The sequence below is a fragment of the Verrucomicrobiia bacterium genome (assembly GCA_035629175.1).
Taxonomy (GTDB): domain Bacteria; phylum Verrucomicrobiota; class Verrucomicrobiia; order Limisphaerales; family DASXHY01; genus DASXHY01.
Map to the genome: position 1 here is coordinate 1 of DASPIL010000013.1, position 15,819 is coordinate 15,819.

General features: G+C 57.9%; 14 protein-coding genes. 4 read left to right on the forward strand and 10 right to left on the reverse strand.

All coding sequences use genetic code 11. From position 1 onward, the window contains the following. Window positions 1-281 precede the first annotated feature (281 nt). On the reverse strand, window positions 282-1,793 hold the full coding sequence (locus tag VEH04_01605; protein ID HYG21446.1) for a family 10 glycosylhydrolase: 1,512 nt from the start codon (window positions 1,791-1,793) through the stop codon (window positions 282-284). Window positions 1,794-1,876: 83 nt separating this feature from the next. Next, the gene (locus VEH04_01610) at window positions 1,877-5,656 is read right to left on the reverse strand and encodes an autotransporter-associated beta strand repeat-containing protein (protein HYG21447.1); all 3,780 of its coding nucleotides are present in this window, start codon (window positions 5,654-5,656) and stop codon (window positions 1,877-1,879) included. Between the two features lie 264 nt (window positions 5,657-5,920). On the opposite strand from VEH04_01610, the gene VEH04_01615 reads away from it, so the two are divergent. Continuing rightward, window positions 5,921-6,406, forward strand: coding sequence for a heme-binding domain-containing protein (locus VEH04_01615; GenBank protein ID HYG21448.1), 486 nt, complete (start codon window positions 5,921-5,923; stop codon window positions 6,404-6,406). Window positions 6,407-6,408: 2 nt separating this feature from the next. Then, window positions 6,409-7,026: a serine esterase gene (locus VEH04_01620; GenBank protein ID HYG21449.1), complete on the forward strand. Its 618-nt coding sequence runs from the start codon at window positions 6,409-6,411 to the stop codon at window positions 7,024-7,026. Here VEH04_01620 and VEH04_01625 read toward each other — a convergent pair. The 4 genes from VEH04_01625 to VEH04_01640 all read right to left on the reverse strand — a co-directional run bounded on the left by VEH04_01625 (window position 7,017) and on the right by VEH04_01640 (window position 10,531). Further along, window positions 7,017-7,202, reverse strand: coding sequence for a hypothetical protein (locus VEH04_01625; protein HYG21450.1), 186 nt, complete (start codon window positions 7,200-7,202; stop codon window positions 7,017-7,019). The two genes, VEH04_01620 and VEH04_01625, sit on opposite strands and share 10 nt — an antisense overlap. A gap of 205 nt (window positions 7,203-7,407) precedes the next feature. After that, window positions 7,408-8,832 carry an NADPH-dependent glutamate synthase gene (gene gltA, locus VEH04_01630; GenBank protein ID HYG21451.1) on the reverse strand — a complete coding sequence of 475 codons (1,425 nt, stop codon included), beginning with the start codon at window positions 8,830-8,832 and terminating at the stop codon, window positions 7,408-7,410. A 4-nt stretch (window positions 8,833-8,836) separates the two neighbouring features. Next, window positions 8,837-9,679: a sulfide/dihydroorotate dehydrogenase-like FAD/NAD-binding protein gene (locus VEH04_01635; protein HYG21452.1), complete on the reverse strand. Its 843-nt coding sequence runs from the start codon at window positions 9,677-9,679 to the stop codon at window positions 8,837-8,839. Window positions 9,680-9,859: 180 nt separating this feature from the next. Further along, window positions 9,860-10,531: a hypothetical protein gene (locus tag VEH04_01640; protein ID HYG21453.1), complete on the reverse strand. Its 672-nt coding sequence runs from the start codon at window positions 10,529-10,531 to the stop codon at window positions 9,860-9,862. Between the two features lie 589 nt (window positions 10,532-11,120). On the opposite strand from VEH04_01640, the gene VEH04_01645 reads away from it, so the two are divergent. Then, a complete protein-coding gene (locus VEH04_01645; GenBank protein HYG21454.1) occupies window positions 11,121-12,860 on the forward strand; it encodes a cation:proton antiporter in 1,740 nt (579 codons plus the stop codon). Between the two features lie 253 nt (window positions 12,861-13,113). Here the strand turns inward: VEH04_01645 and VEH04_01650 are convergent, their stop codons facing one another. Next, entirely contained in the window at window positions 13,114-13,626 is a 513-nt protein-coding gene (locus VEH04_01650; protein HYG21455.1) for an isoprenylcysteine carboxylmethyltransferase family protein, read from the reverse strand. Between the two features lie 165 nt (window positions 13,627-13,791). Continuing rightward, entirely contained in the window at window positions 13,792-13,968 is a 177-nt protein-coding gene (locus tag VEH04_01655) for a hypothetical protein (protein HYG21456.1), read from the reverse strand. 405 nt (window positions 13,969-14,373) lie between these two features. Between VEH04_01655 and VEH04_01660 the strand changes: the two genes are divergently transcribed. After that, window positions 14,374-14,736 carry a transposase gene (locus VEH04_01660; GenBank protein HYG21457.1) on the forward strand — a complete coding sequence of 121 codons (363 nt, stop codon included), beginning with the start codon at window positions 14,374-14,376 and terminating at the stop codon, window positions 14,734-14,736. Window positions 14,737-15,074: 338 nt separating this feature from the next. Here the strand turns inward: VEH04_01660 and VEH04_01665 are convergent, their stop codons facing one another. Both VEH04_01665 and VEH04_01670 read right to left on the reverse strand, forming a co-directional pair. Further along, window positions 15,075-15,293 carry a hypothetical protein gene (locus VEH04_01665; GenBank protein HYG21458.1) on the reverse strand — a complete coding sequence of 73 codons (219 nt, stop codon included), beginning with the start codon at window positions 15,291-15,293 and terminating at the stop codon, window positions 15,075-15,077. A 314-nt stretch (window positions 15,294-15,607) separates the two neighbouring features. After that, window positions 15,608-15,819, reverse strand: a 212-nt coding sequence (locus VEH04_01670; GenBank protein ID HYG21459.1) for a hypothetical protein, incomplete at its 5' end; no start/stop codon positions are given.

Below are 15,819 nucleotides of genomic sequence, written 5' to 3' on the forward strand. Positions count from 1 at the left end.
ACGCATCGATTAGTCGGCCCTGAATCGTCACGGATTCCGTCACGGAGCTTGAACGTGAAGGATGCGAGGTTCGGAGTCCAGCAAAAATTCCATCAGGTTGTTAAGCCCGATCTCCACCCCCTCAAAATCTGATGTGCGCCCAGAGATTGTGTGCTTTGCGCCGTCCCGCGAATCAGGGCAGAAGGAACCGATCTCAACCCGACAATCACTCGTCCCTCCCTCGGACGCATTGCGCGCAAGCCAGTGTCGCTCACGCGAGGCGGACATCGCAGCGCGATGTCCTACCTTCCGCGCGGCGCGCGCGCGAGTATCGTCGCATCACTTGCCTGCCCGAATCGATCGACTGCTGTGATCGCCACCACATCGGGTGTTCCGCCCAGCGCAACTTTGCGCTGCTGGCCTGCGAGAATGTCCGTTTTCCAATCGTTCTTCACCTTTCGCTGCACCACCCACCATCGAATGACGTGGTTGGTGCTGCCGGGATTCCAGGTGAGTTGGTTCAGGCGATTCACTGTTACAGTCGGTTTGGCGGGGAGTGACGAACTGAGCCATGTCGAAGGGGGAACCAGGGATTTGTCACGCTGCACTTCGCCCTCAAGCCGGGGCAATAGTGGCGGGTTGAGGAAAAGTTTGCTCGCGCTGTATAGAATGTAGCCGCCGACATCACGCCGCTCGCGAGTAAGTTTGATCTGATTCGGGATTTCTTCGGGTTTCCATCTGTTGCTCAGGGCGTACGCCGCTGACATTCCAGGCCAGAGATGGCGGCCTTTGACATTTTGCTGACGCCACCAATCCAGCAGCAGCGGGAAACTTTGTTCTCGCGAATCAATGGTCCAATAGAGTTGCGGCGAGAAATAATCGACCCAGCCGTTCATCAGCCACTTGCGCGAATCCGCAAAGAGCTTCACGTAGTTGTCCGATCCCCGAATTTGCGGCGGATGGCCCGGACGCCAGATGCCGTGGGGGCTCACGCCAAACTTGATCCATGGTTTTCTTTCCTTGATGGAATTATGCACTCGTGAAATGAATGCATCCACGTTGGCGCGACGCCAGTCTTCGCGGCTCAACTTCCCGCCCGCCCCAAACTTTCGCCAGCTTGGATCATCAGGAAAGGGAACGTTCGCCTCGATCGGATCGGGATAGAAATAATCATCAAAATGCACGGCATCGATGTCGTAGCGCTGCACGACATCCATGACAACGCGCAACGAATGTTCCTGCACCTCGCGTTCACCCGGATCGAGCCAGAGATACTGGCCGAAGCGCTTGACGAGGTGGGGTTTCGATTGGCTGATGTGGCTGGGACTGACCCGGCCTTCGTGGCTCTTGTGCAGGGCGCGATAGGGATTGAACCACGCGTGCAGTTCAAGTCCGCGTTTGTGCGCTTCGTTGATCGCAAACTGAAGGGGATCGTACGCGGGTTGCGGCGGCTTGCCCATCGCGCCCGTCAGGTATTCGGACCATGGCTCAAGATCCGACTTGTAGAAGGCGTCGCATGCCGGGCGAACCTGCAGGATGATCGCGTTCAGGTTGAGGGACTCCGCACGGTCGAGGATGGAAATGAGTTCTGCCTTTTGCGCCGTCGAATGCATGCCGCGTTTCGAGGGCCAGTCAATGTTGCCGACCGTCGCGACCCAAACTCCGCGGAATTCGCGTTGCAGGGTGGGGGGTGATTCTGTCGAAGGCACGTAGCTTGCCGTCAGCGCGCGTGGGATGAACCCCAAAAGAATGGCAAATGAAATGGCGGCCTTGAGAAACATGCGTGTTGTCTTGCGGACGTTGACAGCACGCACGGTATTCAGCAGTGCTTCCCCACCGCAAGGGCGAAACGCCCGTGGCACGCGACGGCGACGACTTGTGCCCGGTTCAATTGGCGCTACGGGCGATTCAATCGATAGAACCGGTTCGTCGGGCTCACGCTTGAATTGGTCACGCTGAACCTTCCGTCCACGACGATCGGTTCATTCGTGATCGATGACCAGTTCGCCGTTTGCAGCAGGTCGTTGCCTTCCAGTTGGAAGCCTGCGGCAGAGGTTGACCAATGGAGCCGGACCCGGTCGGCGGGGGCTGGATCGATCTCCAGTAAGGGCTGGCACTGCAGACCGCTCACCACGAGCGTGTAGTCGCTGCCCACACCTGCGTCCACCTGGTTGACCACGACTGCAAAGGCGCTGTTCGCGGGCACAACCATCGAGAATGGGAGCGAATTGCCCTGCGACGTGCTGAATCCGAGGTCGGCCAGATAATTGTTGCAAAGGTTTGCCGGATCGTAGGAGCCGAGATAAGCGGCGGCCATTGTTTGCTGCGCGCCATGAACCGTCAACGAAGTGTAGACACATTGTTCGCTGGAGCTGGAATTTGTGAAGTTGTAGACGTCGTAATTGCGGGGAAGGTCGTGTTCAAGCCCGGGACACACTTTGGATTCTGCGCAAGTACTTCCAGTTCCGCTTCGAGTCAGCCGTCCCATTTGAACCGCGTCCGTGTTCGTGATGGAGCCCGTAAACACGCCTGGGCACGTCTCGCAAGCGCCGCCGCCACTGGAACACTCCGTGGGCGAAATAAAGAGCGACCAGCAACGCAACGTGCCCACCGCGCCGCCGGAATCGTCTCTCAGAATCAATCGCCACGTTCCGTTTGCATCCACAGCCTCCTTGCCAATGAAAGCCGAAAGTTGCTGCTCCGGGCGGAAGGTGCCGACGTAAGGAGGCGCACCCGCGGTGATCGCCGTGGCTGCCGCGTCATCGAATAGTGTCCTGCTGTCATCGATGCAATCAGAGCCGTAATCATCTCCCGTCCCGCCGTTGTCGCTCGACAGGTTCACAATCGTTCCGTCGGGCGACATCAGGGCAATCTCGAGATCCTCGTTTGCCGTGTGGGTGACGTAAAGAGAGACCCTGACTCTCCTGATTGGAGTGGTAATTCCAGCAACGGCCACGGATGAAGTGATGGAGGCGGAGTCGGGAATGGCTGCGTTCACGTTGTTGTTGAAACGCAGCGGAGTGCCCGTAAAGCCGCTTGGAACTGTAATGACGCGGGCAAAGGAGCCGTTATCCGACGTGATCGTCAGTTTCAATTGGACCTCTTCAGAGCATTCAAATGACGGCAATGTGCTGACCTGGAAAGGCGTGATGTTCGTTGCGTGGCCATTGACAGCGAGGTTCGGGTACGCCGATTCGGGTTGTGTCACGACAACGCCGTGTCCTGTCGCAGACAGGATCGCGGACACGTTCGCGAGCGGAACCCCTGATTGATTCGTCACGACGAGGCTCAGCGTGTTGCACTCGTTTGGATCCAGCGTGCCGTTGCCGTTGCCGGATGTGATTTGCGGATTGAGCACGCCGATTGGACTGTTCGTGTAGGTGAGTACAATGTCGTTGTCGTAGTTGATGCGGAACTTGTGAAGTCCCGCGGAAACAAGGCTGTGGTTGGGAAGCCCCGCGAACGTTCCGATAATCGGCTCGACGCCGTCGTTCACCACGATCGTGAACTGATCTCCTTCAACAGGCACAAACGGCCCGGGAACTGACAACGTCAACGCACCGCCCACCTGGTTTGTTCCGATCGCCGATAATGCGTCATGGTCGAAGTCAGTGCCCGTGATTTCAATCACCAGCTCGGATCCAGCACCCAGCAGGAGATCCTCGCCGATCAGGGTTCCCGGCGCCAAGTCTCCCGGGGATACAATGCCGCCTGCGGAATTCTGAATTCGTCCCACCCGGCCGTGTCCAGCCAGCGTTCCGAACTCTCCAATGATTGCCGTGCTGTCAGGCTGGGTCCCGTTCACAATCAAGGTTCCACCGTTGATGGTGGTTACACCCGTGTAAAGGTTGTTGCCGGTAAACCGCTGCGTGCCCGTGGTGTTAAGGAATTTGTTAACACCGCCCGTGCCGCTGATCACGCCGTCGAAAGTTGCCGTTGTATTGTCGAACCCAATGTTCAGCGTGGCTGCTCCCAATTCAACGTTGCCGGTTCCAGCCAGTGAGCCAATCGCGTCGCCGAATCCTTCGAGATCCCACAAGCCCGAGCTGTTGATCGTGATGCGGGACGTGTTGGCAATCTGGTTCAAGCGGGCAAGGCGGACGACATCTGAGTTTGCCGCCCCGATTCCATCACCGATGACGAGCGGGCCTGGGATCGCGTCATTCACGCCGTTGACGTTCAGAACAAGTGTTCCTGCATTGACAAAGGTTGTTCCCGCATAGGTGTTCACGTTGGTGCCGAAGAGTGTGAGGGTGCTCGCGCCGATCTTTGTGAAACCGCCCGGACCCGTTATTGGCCCGGCGATTCCGAAAGCTGAGCTGGCTTCGATTGTCACATCGGCGCCCAGGGCGATCTGACCGTCCCAGGTGGCGGTTGCAGTGTTCTGCAGGGCGCCTGACGGATTGGTTGAATTCAATGTAAGGACCTCGTTCGTGATATGGGCATCCGCGAGCATCAAGACTGCGTTGCTGTTAACCACGGTTCCCGCCGAACCAAAAAGTGCGAACGTCGAACCAAGCCCCTGGTTGTTGAGAATCCGCAGTTGCCCATCGTTCACCGTGGTTGGGCCGCCATAGGTGTTCGCCGCGTTCAGGGAAAGAAGGCCCGCGCCCGCCTTGGTCAAACCCGCAGAAAAGAACGGTAAACCGCCGCTGTTGCCGCCAGATATCGTGCCGTTCACCTCCAGGTCTGCCGACCGTGGCGTGTCCGCGATGTTGAAAAGGCGGGTCGCTGAACCGAGGTGCAGGTTGCCGTTGATGACCGAATTGGAAACTCCTGAACCGATGACGGAAACCGTTCCTCCGATTTCGAGACGGCCGGTTGTGGTCTCGACTGTTCCGCCGTCGTTGAAGGTCAACGATCCGATGACGTTCGTTTCGTTGTTGTTGTCCAATATGCCACCGTCCCGCAGCGTGACGTCAGCGCCCGCTCCGAACTGGTTGTCCGTAAGCATCAGCAGTGTGTCGACTCCGGAGCTGTTGCCGATCACGACGTCGCCGGACAGCGAAGTCACGCCGTTGGCTTTGGCTGCTGCGATGTACCCGCTGTTGATTGCGACCGTGCCCGTGAAGGTGTTTGCCGCGCTCCCGGAAAAGCGCAAGCCGCCCGCGCCCGTGCCGCGTGTGATATTGCCGGAACCGGAGATTGAGCCCGAAAGGTTCAACTCAGTTCCCGCATCGGTCACATTCACCGTCATGTTCCTGCCGTTCAGGTTGATATCGCCCGAAATCTGCAACCCACTGCCGACTCCCGAGCCCGTGACGGCGAACGTTTGATTATTTGTTGCAAGGGTGATGTCGGGGTGAAACGTATTCGCGCCGCCGGTGCTGCTCTGGGTAATGCCGCCTGTCAGAGTGATGGCGTTTCCGTAAACAAAGAAGCTGCTGCCCACTCCGATGAAGCTGATCTGTGCAAACGTGCGGCCGCTCAGGTTGTTTGTGATCTGGCCTGCCCCGACTGCGGCGTTGAAAACGAGTGAATCATTATTTTGCGGCGCGCTTCCACTGTCCCAATTGGCGCCGACGCTCCAGTTGCCGCTCACAGCGCCGCCAGTCCACGTGACGACCGCAGCGGAAAGATTGAAGCACGCCGCCAACAACAACAGGGCCAGGACGACGCTCCACCGTGGAAGCCAAAGGGCGCACGGGCACAAAATTGCAGGACGCATCTCTTTCATAATACGGAACGGATCGGAACGGTTTTTCGGGGGACGGGCGCGATTCCCGCATGCCGCGCGGAAAATTACAAGGCCTTTTTTTGTTCATAAAAGTTCCTGCCGGTCAACAGGGCGTGTTTCGGCGGGTTGGATCGGCTTGCGGAGCCTGACATATTTGTTTTCTTGCCTGCCGGGGTAGTTCACGCCCTGGCAGTTCAGCTTGGAAACCTTCGTTGCGTTGGAGGCAAAATTCTTCAATGCTCTGCGACTCGCGGTTGAATGGTTATGAAGCTCTGGAAAAAAATGGCAGTGGGAACGGGAGCGGCCGTGGTTTCAGCAATGTTGCTCATCAACCCAAAATTGACCAACCCCCCGGTAACTCCCGGCCGCGATTTTCTCGCGAGCAATACGCCGCCTGCCAGGATCACCGCCATCCTTCGCAATGCCTGCTATGACTGTCATTCGCATGAAACGAAATGGCCGTGGTACAGTCATGTGGCGCCGGTTTCGTGGTGGCTCGTTGATCACGTGAACCATGGCCGCGAGGAGTTGAACCTCTCGGAATGGCCGCACGACGACCCCAGGCGCGCCGCGCGACGCCTGAGCCGCATGGCAGAAATGGTTTTGGACGGCGAGATGCCGCTGAACGATTATGTCCGAGGCCATCCCGAGGCGAAGCTCAGCGATGCACAACGGGAGGGTTTTTCCGATTGGGCAGAGCAGGAGGCCGAACGCCTTCGGGCCAGCGCCCCTGCTGCGGAGAGAGAATGAACATGTTGCGCTACGAATTCATCCCGGCAAACGAGCGATCTCAACGCCTTTGGGTCATGCTCCACGGACTCGGCGATAGCATCGAAGGTTATCGCTGGCTGCCCGAGGCGATGGATCTTCCCTGGATGAACTACGTGCTCGTCAATGCGCCCGATGCGTATTACGGGGGATTTTCCTGGTTCGATTTCGTCGGTGACATGGTGCCAGGCGTCGGCCGCAGCCGCGGCTTGTTGTTTCAATTGCTGGATGAACTTCGCGCCAAGGAATTTCCGTCCGAGCAAACCATCCTCGGGGGCTTCTCGCAGGGTTGCCTCATGTCGATCGAAACCGGCCTTCGCTATCCGCATCTGCTGGCCGGAATCGTCGGTGTCAGCGGTTACGTTTGTGAACCCGAAAAGCTCGTGCTGGATCTTTCGCCCGTTGCAAAACAGCAACGAATACTCCTGACGCATGGGACGCAGGATCCTCTGTTGCCGTTCGAACAATCACGCGCGCAGATTGCCACGCTCGAGGCAGCTGGGCTCAACATTCAGTTTCAGGCCTTCCCCAAGGCACATACGATTGCCGGCCAGCAGGAGATCGACATCATCCGCCGCTTTGTGATCTCCTGCTATTCCTGAAACCAGATCTGCTGCGGGCGCGCGGCCGGCACTGGTTTTGCATCGATCGCGTGGTCCACAACCCGTCGCATCTTGTCGAACCACCAGGCGGCGCGCGGAGACCTGTTAGCTCGGCGATTCACCGAACGGCACGGCGTGCGTTTCGCGATTTCCAATTCCATTTGTTGATTCATCATAGTTTTGCCTTTCTGCAGATGAATCTACGCAAGGGGCTCGGACATCCGCTGTCCAAGCCAAAGAAATGGGGAGGGGGTGGGGGCGATGTTTGTCGCGGGTTCGTTGAGCGCCGAGATTTAGAAAGCTCTCACGCGTTTCATGGTCCCGCGCGCAGTTGCGCCATCGCGGGAACCAAAGTTCGAAAACAAGTCGCGAACGGTTTTGTCAGGCCGCGGGCGCCGCAGCACTGCACAAATACGAGTGAATCGCTTTGGCAGCGTTCTTTCCGTCACCCATCGCAAGAATGACAGTTGCCGCGCCGCGGACAATATCGCCGCCTGCAAACACGCCAGGAACGTTGGTCATGCCGTTGTCATCCACGACAATGTTTCCGTGCCTGTTGAGCTTGAGATCGGGGCATGTGGCCGTGAGAAGGGGATTCGCGCGGGTGCCAATTGCCACAACCACCACGTCGCATTCAACAACGAATTCTGAACCCGGCACCGCTTCCGGCCGCGCGCGTCCCGAGGCGTCGGGCGCTCCCAGTTTCATTTGCACGCACTTCAAGCCGCTTACCCAACGTCCGTTGTTTCCTATGACTTCGATGGGAGCCGTCACCAGGTGAAACTGCACGCCTTCGTCCTTCGCATGATGCACCTCCTCCGTGCGCGCGGGCAACTCGTCCAATGTGCGGCGGTAAACGATCATTGCCTCCTGTGCGCCCAGGCGTTTCGCCGTGCGGACGGCGTCCATGGCCACATTCCCGCCGCCCACGACAGCGACGCGCTGCCCTCGCAAGACGGGTGTGTCGGATTCCGGAAATTGGTAGGCCGCCATCAGGTTGATGCGGGTCAGATATTCATTGGCCGAGTAAACCCCTTTGAAGTTCTCGCCGGGGACATTCATGAACACAGGCAGTCCCGCGCCGTTCGCAATGAAGACAGCATCGAAGCGCTCGCGCAGTTCCGGCAGGGTGTAGGTGCGGCCGATGATGACGTTGCACTCGATTTTAACACCGAGATCCTGAAGCCGCTCGACTTCCTGGGCGACGATCGCCTTGGGCAGTCGAAATTCCGGAATGCCGTAAACGAGCACGCCGCCGGGTTTGTGCAGCGCCTCGTAGATGGTGACATCGTGCCCGGCGCGCGCCAGTTCGCCCGCGGCTGTCAGACCCGCGGGCCCCGATCCGACAATGGCAACGCGCCGCATGCTCGGTGCCGGTTTCACTTGCGGCAATTGATCACGGTGATTGCGCGCCCAGTCCGCGACGTATCGTTCCAGATATCCGATTCCTACCGGCAATCCTTTTCCGGAACGCACGCATTCGCATTCGCATTGGGTTTCCTGCGGGCACACACGCCCCGTGACGGCTGGCAGCGCATTGTCGTTCAGGAGGCTTCGCGCGGCTTCGGCGATATTTCCCTGCGACAACAGGTCAATGAAGGTGCGTATGTTCACGCCGACGGGGCAGCCCTTCATGCAACGCGGATCCTTGCATTGCAGGCAGCGATCCGCTTCCAGCAGCGCCATCTGTTCCGTGAATCCGAGGTTCACCTCCGTGAAATTCGCGGCCCGCCCAGACGCTGCCTGTTCCCGCATTTTCTGCCGGTCGATCTGCAGCCGTTGACGTGTGGTGAGGCGTTCGGGCATGGACTTAGGAAGGTTGATGCGCAACGCGGCATTTTCCCGCAGCGCAGGCGTTTGCGCGTTGCTCGAATTCACGATACGTGGAAAGCCGATCCTGTAACTCGTCGAAATCCACCTGATGCCCGTCAAATTCCGGCCCGTCCACACAAGCGAATCGAACTTCGCCGCCGATGCTCACCCGGCAGCCGCCGCACATTCCCGTTCCATCAATCATCACGGGATTCAATGAAACGATCGTCGGGGTGTGAAATGGAAGCGTCAACGCAGCGACCGCGCGCATCATCGGTACCGGGCCAACGGCATAAACCATGTCAATTCCGCCGAGTTGCAGCAGGTCACGCGCAGCGTCGGTGACAAAGCCCCGCCGTCCGTGGCTGCCATCGTCCGTGCAGACCTGAACGTCACCGAGCTTCCGCAGTTCCGATTCGAATATCACCCATTCGCGGGAGCGCCCCCCGATGATGCTTGTTACGCGAACACCGTTTTGATGAAGGCCTTGTGCGATGGGATGAACGACGGCCGTGCCCACGCCTCCGCCAATGCAGATGGCGTGACCTGAACTGATCAATTCAGTGGGATGCCCGAGCGGGCCTGCGATATCCTTGATCGCTTGGCCTGGCTCCAACGCGACGAGATCGCGGGTGCTTTTGCCAACTGCCTGGATCACCAATGCAATTGAGCCTTCAGCCGCATTCGCGTCTGCAATCGTCAAGGGAATGCGCTCAGCGCGGCCCTCAAGGTGAACAATGACGAACTGGCCCGGTTTGCGAACGGCAGCGATCCGCGGAGCGAGAACGTCCATCCGTGTGACGTTCGGGCTGAGCTTTTGCCGGCGCAGGATCGTATGCATCGGGGGTAAGTTTGCGCCTTCGAAGAACCCGGTCTGTCCACAGATTGTCCAAGCTTGAACCTATGTTGTTTGCGCCGGATAGTCCGGCAGACTGGCCCGAACGTCATCTGCCCCGGAATGCGCTGAAACATCAAACCCCTTCGTGTGGGCTGTGCCGGTCGCGTGAGACATTCCTTATCGTCAGCGGATTCGCGATCGTTCACAGATACTGCCCTCGCGTGCGTGTTCGGCATATTCTCTTAAGGCCGCATCAAGACGCGCGGTTCTCACAAAACGGTTGATCACCTCTTTCACCCGGTGTTCGTAGCTGGATGCCATCTCTCCCAGTCCATGAAGCCCTGCTTCGATGCAGGCACCGTGAGGAAGGCGAATGGTGTCTTCCAGAACCGAGAAAACTGCATCTTCAAGCGCCGCCTTGTCGTTTGCCTCATCCAGGTAAGACAGAGGACAGACATCCCAGAACATGTAGCAAATTGAATTCAACTCGGAGGCACCAGGCTCATCGATGTGTGCCAAAGTGCCGGTGCATCGGTTTGCAAAGCAATTCCGATACAAATCATAGATGGATCGGATGCCTTTGACTTTCTGAGACACGGAAATATCCCCATCTCTTAAACTGAATATAAAATCGGACCCGGACGGTGATGCCAGAAACCAAATGCCTTGATTGACTTGCGCGTCGGTAAACTCACGAAGGTCTTGCCCGGACCGTACGAAAGTCTCGCAGATCAATTGGGCATAATCGGCCTGAGTCGCTTCGAAAACCGGGGCATTGATGTTGAAATACCACGGGCGATCACTTACTGGATGATCGAAGACATATCGAATCCACTCTTGGTACCGTGTGTGCATTAAGCAGTTGTTTCCTTCCGAGAACTATCAACCCCGCCGGCGGCCGCCGGAAACGGCCCGGTCGCTAGAACAGTCGCTGACGAATCACCTGAACTATCGGCCTGCCGCACGGCACCGCGGGCGATCCCGTCCGCTCAGGAAGCGTGGACTCGCGACCAACCCGGGATATCGCGCGGACAATTCCTCGTGGCACCCGCTCCAATGTGTCTGAGCGGGATCTCCGCGCCGCCCGCGCGAACATGTATGCTTGGGTTCGGCGTTTGGAGAGCCTTTGAGATTGTACGGGGGGAAGCCACAGGAGGCAGCAGCAAAGTTAGTAAACAATGCTCCGCTGAACAAGAGCCAGAACGCGCAGGACCACGCGTCGGCAAGCGGCCACGCACCCGCAACCCTTCACCCCCAAGCCGCCTGAAGGCACGCGCTCCGGACCGCGGCGTTCACACCGGTTCCGCCCCGGGCTCGCGCCGGGTATGTCCACCGGACTCTCCTCCGTGCAGAAAGCCAGTAGCGTAACTGAGAAAATCTTGCCAGCAGGAACGATTGCCTTATAACATGTGCGCACCGTCCAGAACATTGCTTAAGGTCTGTCATGCCACATGAGGTTTCACTTATCTCAACGATAGCCGTCGGGTTTGTCCTGGCAGTTGTGTTCGGTTTGATAGCCAACCGGCTGAGACTTCCGCCTTTGGTTGGATACCTGGTCGCGGGTGTTGTTATTGGACCATTCACACCGGGCTATGTCGCAGACGCTGGTCTGGCCGGGCAATTGGCGGAGATCGGCGTCATGTTGCTCATGTTCGGCGTGGGGCTGCATTTCTCAGCCGCAGACCTTATGGCTGTGCGCCGGATAGCGGTTCCCGGAGCACTGCTTCAAATTGGGCTGGCGACGGCCATCGGCGCCGGAATGTCGGTTCTATGGGGGTGGAGCTTTGGCGCGGGTCTGGTCCTGGGACTCAGCTTGTCCGTTGCAAGCACGGTCGTTCTGCTCAAGGCGCTGGAAGAGCGCAACATCGTTTCGACAGCAAATGGCCGCATCGCCGTGGGATGGCTCATCGTCGAGGATCTTGCAATGGTTCTCGCGCTGGTGCTTCTCCCCGCCTTTGCGCCGGCATTGGGCGGCAGCTTGCCGGATGGAGCCAAGGGCACTGGCAATGTCGGGATGTTTGTTGCCGTGGGTGTCACCATACTGAAGGTCGGCGCCTTCGTCGCCACTGTTCTGCTTCTTGGCCCGCGTTTGCTGCCCTGGCTTTTGCGCACCGTCGCGCGAACCGGCTCGCGGGAGTTGTTCACCTTGTCCGTGCTCACGATCGCCCTGGGTGTCGCGTTTGGATCGGCAAAGCTTTTCGGTGTGTCCTTCGCCTTGGGAGCGTTTTTCGCCGGGGTGGTGCTCAGTGAATCCAACCTCAGCCACAAGACCGCCGCCAACTTGCTGCCGTTGCAGGACGCCTTTGCCGTGCTGTTTTTCATCTCCGTCGGCATGTTGTTCAATCCAAAGATCATGGTGACCCAACCGTTGATGGTTGTCGCAGTGCTGCTGCTGATTGTCGTGGGCAAATCCCTGACGGCGCTGATTATTGTCATGGCACTGGGCTATCCCGTAAGCGCCGCCCTCACGGTTTCGGCAGCATTGGCGCAAATCGGGGAATTCTCCTTTATTTTGGGTGCGCTCGGACTTTCCTACGGCCTTTTGCCAGTGGATGGGGTCAGCTTGATCCTTGCAGGAGCCTTGCTATCGATCAGTTTGAATCCACTGGTCTTTGCCGGCACGGAAAAATTGATCGCCTGGATTCAAAGGAATCCATTCTGGTGCAGCAGGCTGGAAGAGGCGCGGTTAGGTCCGTTGAACCGCTTGAAAGCCGACCTCGAGGCGGTGCGCCAGAGGTTTGAAAAGAAATCGGCCGCACATCGAACGTTCACGCCGGCAGAACTGGTGGATCGCTTCCCCTTTTTCTCCAGCTTGACCCCCGAGCAACGGGAAACCGTGATTTTGCATTTTCAAACCCGGACCGCACAGCCGGGCGAACGCATCATCCGCGTGGGCGATAAGCCCGACGCGGTATATTTTATTTCGTCAGGCGAGGTCCAGGTGGTGTTGCCAGGAAAGCGGATCAAATTAAGCGCAGGGAGTTTCTTTGGTGAAATGGCCTTGTTGAGCGGGGCAGTGCGGACGGCGGACGTGACTGCCCTGGACTATTGCACCTTTCTGACGATCAACCAGCGTGACTTCCGCGAACTGCTGCGCAGATATCCCGGAATGCGCGGGCACATCGCCGATCTCGCTGAGCAACGGAGCAACATGAACCGGGTTTTGCAACCGACAGCTCCATGACTGGGTTCTAAGCTGATGATGAGGAGAATGAACCCGCACACAAGCAAGGTAATCGTGAGTCTCCACCATCGCACGATTGCGAATGCGGCTGTCGCCAAATCAATAAGACCGACCATAATCGCGAGAAGTTCAAGCATCAGTCACCACGCAGGCATCGACGCTGCACCTGCACGCCGCCAAACACCAGCCGAAACTCGCCCGTGATTTTGCCCAGCGTGCGGGTGTCGTCGCGTGCCGTCAGAGCCGTGACAGATCACGGCGTCGGCTCTGGCGCCTTGTTGGACTTCTTTATACGACCAGGAAACCACCTCGGAACTCGGTCGCAATACTCTTTGAACGTCGAACCGAAACGCCCCTGCAGTTCGGGCTCTTCAAATCGCACCACGGCCACGTGGAAGTAGATAAATAAGAGCAGCGGCAAGCCCAGATCCACTGGACGCCAAGGAGGATAGAGCAGACCTACGCCGAGCAGCAGCGTGATCCCTCCCAGATAGATCGGATTTCTGACGTATCGGAATGGCCCATCCGTGACGGGCGCGCTGGCGACTCCTCCGCCTCCTTGACGCTCGCCGCGCGCGAGGGTCACGGTGCTCGAAAAATGGAGAACGAGTCCGACGATAACGACAGCTCCGCCCAGCCAACCAAGGGGATCGGTGCGCACCGCCAAAACGCTCGTGCCGTCGGTTTTGAAATACGCGAGGCCTGCGGCCGCGCCCAACCAGATGACGGAGCGAAGCGCAGCGTTGATCCAGAATTGTAGACTCACGTTTTCCCTTCTGGGATTACCCAACGATAAGGGAGAGCGACCGCCGCTGGGAGCGGGCTAAGGCAAGCACGATCGGTTGAAATTCCCAGCCCGGCCGGCAATCTGCCAGGCGCGGCGGCGGTTCTGCCGCCCACTCTGGTTGGGCGTCGTGCTCACACAAAAACGTCACTTTCGGGTTCGCAAATAGTCGGAAAGCTTTGAGCCGTCGGGAACCTGAGTTTCAATCGTCAACAATTTTGACGTGAAGTAAACGACAGCTAGGGGAATCGTGATTACAAAGAAGCAGAGTAGCACGAGGATGATCCAACTGCCGTGCCATTCGTATCGAGTAACTTTATCCATATGCGGATTTGGGTCGCTAAGTTGTCATATCAACGACCAAGCTCACGCACAGCCGCCAGGCTGACGCATGAACTGGAACGATGATGTTGGAATTTCATAAGCCGCTCAACTGCCCAGGATGGCGGCTGTTGCGTGCAGCGCCTTGTTGAACGAAGCCGCTGTGCGGCGGGGGAGACGAGTGGATGGGCGGCTTCGCATGATTTGATGCATTGGTGGTTTCCTTTGCGTGCGCTTTCTCCGATCTTCGTTGACGGCGGGCCAGCACACACGCTGGCTCCGCTTTTCTAACGTCAACATTCAATCAACTGCGTCATGCATATAAAAAAAGTTGCCCGCACGCCATCCTTAATTCCTTCGCCGATGATCTGAAGCTGCTCAGTCTTTCATCCGCACATTCATTAGCTCATCCCCGGTGGCGGACTCGGTCCCGACGGCCGGCAATGGATCGCCTCGGACAAAAAGTTCCTGCTCCATCACAAGGCCTTGGGCGCCCACGTGCGCACACTCTTTAAGGAACGATTGCTCAAGGAACATCCCGCACTGTTCGCGCAGGTGCCCAAGTCCGTTTGGAAAAATCCATGGAACGTCGGTTCCCAGGCCGCCGATTCCGGAGAGAATGCCTTGCGTTATCTGGCGCGTTACATCTTCAAGACCGCCACCGGCAATCGCAAAGTCATCCTGCTGCCGGAGGACAAGGTTCTGTGGACCTATCGCGACAGCAAAACCCGCAAGTTCACTTCCATCAAGCTGGAGCCGCTGGAAGGATGAGCCGCTTTTTGCAGCACACTTTGCCGCGCGGGTTTGCCCGCGTGCGCACCTTCGGCTGGTTGCGCCAGGCAAGCACTGAACAAAGCGTTTCGATCTGCAGGGCCAGGCTCACTAGCGCGTCAAGGTCTGTCCCAAGGCGTGTCGGAAGGTTGCCGCCAAAAACAATCCGCAAAGAAGACCTTCGTTTGCAAGCCCCTCTGAACCTTTGACGCGGCTTCGTCCAACCCGGGAATGCAAATAACCTGAAGCGAAGGGGAACCACACCGTTCGGATTGAATCAACACCTCCCCACGCTTGACTTCAGGTTATCTACATTCCTTTTCTTGTTCGGCATTACTCTAGTGACCCCCTCCGTTGGTGTGGACTAAACCCGTGATCATCAATCCCGGCAGCACGACCACTACTCCCTCATCGTCTGAAATCACCACACGCCCCCCCGATGGAGGCAGATAAATGTGATCCACTGTCGGCACGCGATACTCCCGTCCATCCGAAGTGCGTACCGTGAAAGGAACAAACGGAGTGATCTCCATGTGCTTGCGAATGTCGCCTGTCATACGGCTCAGCCTACGTCTGCTTCTACGTCGAAACAAGACTCATGACGTCACCTGAGTAGTGATGCCGAACGCCAGAACTCACACACGCCGGGCCAAGGCGCGTGAACCGCGGAGCGGAACTGAAAACGCTCGCCGCCGTTGTGTGCAGTGATCTTGTTCGACAATCGTTTCATTTGTTTGTCTGAGACGCCGCAATCTCCGCCGCGATATGAGTCTGCAAGGCTACAATGGCAGCCTACAATCTTTCCGTGTGTCGCAGAGATAATTCGCTGGATTTCAATACCATACGCCGAATTCACCTTGGATTTAGCGCTTTAAGCGCGTTTTTTCGAGCCAATTTTCCACGTGTAAGGAAGCGAATCCTCCGCCAACACCCACCCGGTGGCTGATTCGAGAAATCCCATCTGTCGGCGCGTCGCGATCTGCGGTTGCATTGCCTCGACAAATCCGCGGCTCCCGACCGCCAGTCCCTCAGTCCAGCTTGGCTCTCGTTCCATTTGCTTGGATGCAATCCGCTCTTCAAGGC